At 62.0% G+C, this 6,000-nt stretch carries 6 protein-coding genes; 1 reads left to right on the forward strand and 5 read right to left on the reverse strand.

Going from position 1 to position 6,000, the window contains the following annotated elements; all coding sequences use genetic code 11:
* Positions 1-39 precede the first annotated feature (39 nt).
* The 4 genes from C5O79_RS00985 to C5O79_RS01000 form a co-directional block, all read right to left on the reverse strand.
* Complete coding sequence (locus tag C5O79_RS00985) at positions 40-1,392, reverse strand: TRAP transporter large permease (RefSeq protein WP_039347791.1); 1,353 nt, start codon at positions 1,390-1,392, stop codon at positions 40-42.
* 4 nt (positions 1,393-1,396) lie between these two features.
* Positions 1,397-1,969 (reverse strand): TRAP transporter small permease, encoded by a 573-nt coding sequence (locus C5O79_RS00990; protein WP_047853191.1) that lies wholly within the window; start codon positions 1,967-1,969, stop codon positions 1,397-1,399.
* Entirely contained in the window at positions 1,966-2,952 is a 987-nt protein-coding gene (locus tag C5O79_RS00995) for a TRAP transporter substrate-binding protein (RefSeq protein WP_046547069.1), read from the reverse strand. The genes C5O79_RS00990 and C5O79_RS00995 overlap by 4 nt, the downstream gene beginning before the upstream one ends.
* A 772-nt stretch (positions 2,953-3,724) precedes the next feature.
* Positions 3,725-4,285: a hypothetical protein gene (locus tag C5O79_RS01000; protein WP_124492944.1), complete on the reverse strand. Its 561-nt coding sequence runs from the start codon at positions 4,283-4,285 to the stop codon at positions 3,725-3,727.
* Positions 4,286-4,653: 368 nt separating this feature from the next.
* Here C5O79_RS01000 and C5O79_RS01005 point away from each other — a divergent pair, with 368 nt between their 5' ends.
* Entirely contained in the window at positions 4,654-5,232 is a 579-nt protein-coding gene (locus C5O79_RS01005; RefSeq protein WP_046547070.1) for a DUF4337 domain-containing protein, read from the forward strand.
* 92 nt (positions 5,233-5,324) lie between these two features.
* Here C5O79_RS01005 and C5O79_RS01010 read toward each other — a convergent pair whose 3' ends face one another.
* Positions 5,325-5,558 carry a hypothetical protein gene (locus C5O79_RS01010; RefSeq protein ID WP_011549124.1) on the reverse strand — a complete coding sequence of 78 codons (234 nt, stop codon included), beginning with the start codon at positions 5,556-5,558 and terminating at the stop codon, positions 5,325-5,327.
* Positions 5,559-6,000: the final 442 nt, after the last annotated feature.

A 6,000-nucleotide genomic window follows, 5' to 3' on the forward strand; every position in this document is an offset into this window, starting at 1 on the left:
CGTCCGGCGCCGCATCGGGCGAAGCACGCGATCGGAGAATCAGAACACCGCGTGCCCGCTGATGACGCTCGGCAGCCACGTCGAGAAGAACGGCAGGTACGTGACGATGTTGATCGCACTGAAGATCGCGAGGTAATACGGCCACGCCATCTTCGTGGTCTCGCCGATCGACACGTTGCCGATCGCGCAGCCGACGAACTGCACCGAGCCGATCGGCGGATGCACGAGGCCGAGCGAGCAGTTCAGCAGCAGCATGATCCCGAACTGCACCGGCCCGACGCCGCACGCCATCGCGATCGGCAGGAACAGCGGCGTCGTGATCAGGATGTGCGCGGCCATGTCGACGAACGTGCCGAGGAACACCTGGATGATGTTGATGTACAGCAGCATCAGCCACGGCGCGGCGGTCGACTGCTTCAGCAGCCCTTCGATCGCATCCGGGATCTCCAGGTACGACATCTGGAAGCGCAGCATGTTCGACACCGCGATCAGCAGCAGCACGACGCCCGTCGTGCGCGCCGCATGCGACAGCGCGCGGCGCAGCTTCTCGGCCGTCAGCGTGCGGTACACCACCGCGGTCAACACGAGCGAGTACACGACGGCGATCGCGGCGGCTTCGGTCGCGGTGGCAATCCCCTTCGCGACGCACACGAGGATGATCGCGATCACCATCAGCCCGGGCACCGCGCCGACGAAGCTGCGCAACACCGCATACCAGCCGGGAAACGCGGGCAGCGCGGACGAACCGTCTTCACGGCGCGGATAGCCGTGACGCACGGCCTGCCAGTACGCGGCGGCCAGCACGAAGCCCATCACCCACAACACCGGCAGCAGCCCCGAGAACAGCAGGTCGCCGATCGACACGCCGCTCACCGGCTGGCCGTGCAGCATCCCGGTGATGCCCTGCGCGGCGAACGCGTAGATGATCATGTTGGTCGACGTCGGCATCAGCGCGCCGGCGAGCGACGCATGCGTCGTCACGTTGACCGCGTACGCGGCGCTGTAGCCTTCGCGCTTCATCAGCGGAATCACCACGCCGCCCATCGCCGACGTATCGGCGGTCGGCGAGCCCGACACGCCGCCGAACAGCGTGCAGGCGACGACGTTCGCCATCCCGAGGCCGCCGCGGAAGTGGCCGACCGTCGCCTGCGCGAAGCGCAGGATCCGGTCCGCGATGCCACCATGCAGCATCAGTTCGCCGGAGAAGATGAAGAACGGCACCGCGAGAAACGAGAACGCGTTCATTCCCGAGATCATCGCCTGCATCGCGGTCGCGATCGGCAAACCTTCGACCATATAGGTCAGCACGCAGGCTATCCCGAGCGCGAACGACACGGGCACGCCCAGCACGAGGAAAATCAGAAAACTGACGGACAGGATCGCGAGTTCCATGGCGTTATTGTCCCGGCGAAGAACGACGAAGCGCGAGCAGGTGCTCGAGTGAGAAGAGGATGATGGCGATCGCCGCAGGCATCGCGATCAGGTAGCGCACGCCCTCGGACAGCCCGATGATCGGGATGCGGTCGCCCATCGTCTCGGCGGCCATGCTGCCGCAGCCGATCATGATCATGATCGCGAACGCGATCAGGCTCAGGTGCTGGATCGCGATCACGACCGTGCGCGACTTCGGCGGCAGCCGGCGCACGAGCGAATCGAGGCCGATATGGCCGCCGTCGCGCACCTTCATCGCCGCACCGAACATCGCGATCACGATCACGAGCAGCAGCGCGATCGGCTCCACGAAATCCGGCGCGTTCTCGAACACGTAGCGCATCACGACCGCGTAGAACACCAGCACCGTCAGCACCGCGAGGCACGCCGACGCAATCACGGCCAGCACGCGGAACAGCACGTCGTTCACGCAGCGCAACAGCGACGCGGCATGCGGCCGCGCCGGCGCGGTGCCGTCCGGCGCGTCGCCGGGCGAACCCGCCGCCGACGCGCCGTTCAGGGAAGTGTGACGTGTCACTTGGTAGCCTCGATCTCGTCGACGATCTGCTTCATCTGCGGCGTCTTCTCGTACTTCGTCCACAGCGGCTGCATCGCCTTCACGAACGCCGCGCGGTCGATCTGCGCGGCTGGCAGCACCTTCGCGCCGCCCTTCGTCACCGTCTGCTGCGCGGACGCTTCACGCGCGGTCCACAGCTTCTGGTAGTACGGCACCGAATCGGCCGCCGCCTTCCTGATCGCGGCCTGCTCCTGCGGCGACAGCGTGTCCCACACCTTCTTCGAGAACACCAGCACTTCCGGCGTCATCGCGTGCTGCGTCTCCGAGTAGTCGGGCGCCACTTCGTAGTGCTTGGTTTCCTCGTACGACGGCATGTTGTTTTCAGCTGCGTCGACGAGGCCCGTCTTCAGACCGGTGTACACCTCGGCAAACGGCATCGGCGTCGGCGTGCCGCCCATCGCCTTGATCTCGTCGACCATCAGGTCCGACGGTTGCACGCGCACCTTCAGCCCCTTCATGTCGGCCGGCGAGCGCACCGGGCGCTTCGCGTAGATCGAGCGCGCGCCGCTCTCGTAGAACGTCAGCGCGATCATCCCTTTCGCGGTGAACGCGTCGAGGATCTTCTGGCCGGCCGGGCCGTACATCGCCTTGCGGAAATGATCGACATCGCGGAACAGGAACGGGAACGACGGGATCAGCGATTCCGGCACGATCTCGTTGAACGACGCGCCGTTCACGCGCGCCATGTCGATCGCGCCGATCCGCACCTGGTCGACCGTGTCCTTCTCCGAGCCGAGCGCGCTGTTGCCGAACACCTTGATCGAATCCTTGCCGCCCGTCTGCTTCGACAGTTCGTCGCCCATGAACTTCACGGCCATGTTGGTCGGGAAGTTGTCGCCGTGCACGTCCGCCGAGCGGAACACGCGCGCCTGCGCGGACATCGCGAAGCCGGCCATCAGCGCGACGGCCAGGGCGATACGGGAGCGGTTGAATCGGTGCTTCATCGTCAGTCTCCTTGATGGTTGTGCTCGTTGTTGCGCGGCGATCCGCCGGCATGCTCATTCTTCGGCGCCGTGCTCGCTGACCGCTGAGTCATACGTCGTATGACATGTTGACGCGAATGTACGTCGGTTAATCGTTTAACTCACTTGGTGCATACCCGTAGAGCCCTCCCCATGACGGGTTTCGGGCACGTTTCAGGGAATCGCTTTCTCTGTTTAGGCGAGTTTGCGCGAAACGTTTTCCGGGAATGGGTGTTTGTTCGTGCTGGGTGGTGAGCTGATCGTTTCCGCCGGCACCCGAAACCAAGCTTTCGCTTCGGTTTCAATTGTCGTAGGATGACTGATCACGACATCGGCGGGTCGGCGCGATGTCAGGAGCACGCGCCGGCCATGCACCGCGGCGTGCGACACGACCGGAAGGAATGAAAGGGAATCCGGGCAGCGGCAGGCGCCTGCCCCGCCGGAGGAAGCCAGAGTACCGAGACTGGCGCCACGGTTTTGCGATTCCGCGTGCCTAAGTTGCTGCGACTGCCCAACACATTGCCAACAACACCTCGCGATGTCGACGTCCGGAGTCACACCTCACAGGTCGCATGTTCGCGTAAGGCGTACAACTGACACCATGCTTTTCCGACTTTCGACCCAGTCGATGTAACCGGCTTGGCTCGCAACGCCGACTGCGGCTGCCGGCCATGACGGGTCATTCGAAACGGCTTTGTGGATCGTCGACAGATAGTGCAACGGGGTGGGCGAAGCTTGTCTCGGCTTTATCGTGTTACATATACTTTTCGGTACCATCGGCGTCGAAATTTAAACCTCGCAGGCAAAGTGCTTTGCACACCCGGTCCAGTACGGCGTCGTTATCACGGTCTCCAACAAAGTAGCGCTCGTTACTGAGTGCATCCAATCCCGACTGAAAGGCAAATATGGGGGAAATCTCGTTCCTAACTGATCCCTCGAAGTAGTAGCTATACCTATTGTCTCGATCGGATAATGAATAGACGCACGGAAAGCTGTTAAGCCATGTAGCAAAAGCTTGAGAGACGCGATATAGCGCGGGATAGAGTCGGCTGAGCGTGCCAGTGCGGAAATGGACCTCGCCGACTGTCCATAGCAACTTGCGGGTGGTGTGAGGAGGGGTGACTGTAACGATTGGTGATTTCTCGGCATCGACTGAACCGTCTTCGGCATAGTGCAGCGCGCCAAGATGTGCAAAGTACAGGACAACATGGTGTGCGGTGGCCACTTCGCGCGGTGGCTCCTTCAATTCACGGAACCATGTCAGAACCGCTGCACTGTCAGCCGGGTCGGCGATGAATCGATATGATTTAGCCATGCAGCGCGTCGTGTCGGAATGGTGGCAGTCGATTTTATTCGGTGTTATACACCACTTCGCAGTCGCCAGCGAAGACCCGCGAACGTCCGCTGTCGGGACCGCAGATCGACCGCTTGGGGTCGACTGCTGTCGACTCACTGCAGAAGTGTCAATTCATGCACAATGTCGAACCGTCGCCCTTTTGAAGGGAGTCGGCGTTCAAACAGCGTGAGGCTCCGCAGACCATTGTCCGTTCGTTCATACTTTCGCACGAACGGACTGCCCAAACTGGGCTGCGACCCAGCGATAGTGCCACCACTTTTGCTGCACGCTCCTCACGTGCGTGGGCAACGCGTACAAGCCCTTCAACCCATGCGGACGTTCTTGTCATGCCAGAAGATTTCGAAGTTCACGGCCCACACGATCATGCAGTAGAGCACCCTGCGGCGCATGAAGAAAACCACGGAGCGGCGCGCATCGCCGTGATGACTGCTGTCCTCGCCTGCGTCGGCGCGATTTCCGCGTACCAGAGCGGTGCGGAAGAGAATTTCGCGTTGCTGCACAAGAACGAGGCCGCGATTCAAAAAACCGAGGCAGCTAACCTGTGGGGCTATTACCAGGCAAAGGGCGAGAAGCAGAATCTAGCCGAGCTCGGTGCGGCCTTGAGCCAGGAGGCGTCGCCGCAAAGAAAGCGTTTCGAAGCAGACGCGGCGCGGTATCGCGAAGAGAAGGAGCCGATCCGCAAGCGCGCCGAAGCGCTCGAGCAAGAAGTCGTGAAGAGCAATGCTGCAAGCGAGGAGCGGCTACACCGACATCATCGCTGGGCGCAGGCCACTACCATCATCCAGATCTCGATCGCGCTTGCTGCGATCACGATTCTCACGCGGCGGAAATGGATGCAACACCTGTCGATGGGTGCTGCGGCGATCGGCGTCGTGCTGGCAGGGCTGGCGCTCTTTGGTGTGTAGCGGTCCGACGAGCGGGCGATTGTCGGCCAGGAAGGGGCGTTCGACACAGCTTTTTAGATCGTCGGCAATCGGTGCGGATAAGGGCGTAGCCTTTAGCGGTTACCGTCGATCAGATCGTTCAGCAGCGCATCGAACGCGGCCTGTGCGTCTTCAAGTTCCTGCAGGGCGGCATCAAAGGTTTGCAGTGCGAACGGCGAAGGCTCACCGCTGCCTTGCGGCGGAAATTGCTTCTGCATCGAGGCGAACGTACTCTGCACGCGCAGCGTGGCGGCCACCATGCGCTCCATCGCCTGGGTTTCTTCGGCTCGGGCCTGTTCCGGATTCATTCCTCTCTCCTTGGATGGTTTTCTTGAAGACCAGATCGTACACGCTGTGTCCGTTCTTGCCGCCCTTGGCAGAACGACTCCGTTGAAGGTTCCAACGGCACGCTGCGGGAGAAGCGATTTAATCGGGAATGATTCCGCAGTCGCGCCGAGGCCAAGATACTCATCGAGCGAGGCTATAAAATCCCGCCGCAGGTCACAACGATTGGCCGCTTTGGATAAATCTGAAGGGCCGTTCTGGGTCGACTACACTCAACCGCGCACAACGAAATACCACCACGTCGGCGCCGCAATGATCCAATCGCACAAACTCCGACACACCGCCCCAGCATCGGTGGCGCGACTGCCCGTAAGTCACTTATTTTCTGCGCACGCAGTTGCCGATACCCCACACCCGCCCAGCGCACCCCACCCCGCCCGCGGCCTGACGCACCGACGCACCGCC

Origin of the sequence: Burkholderia sp. SRS-25, assembly GCF_004343765.1 — a bacterium.
Classification (GTDB): domain Bacteria; phylum Pseudomonadota; class Gammaproteobacteria; order Burkholderiales; family Burkholderiaceae; genus Burkholderia; species Burkholderia contaminans.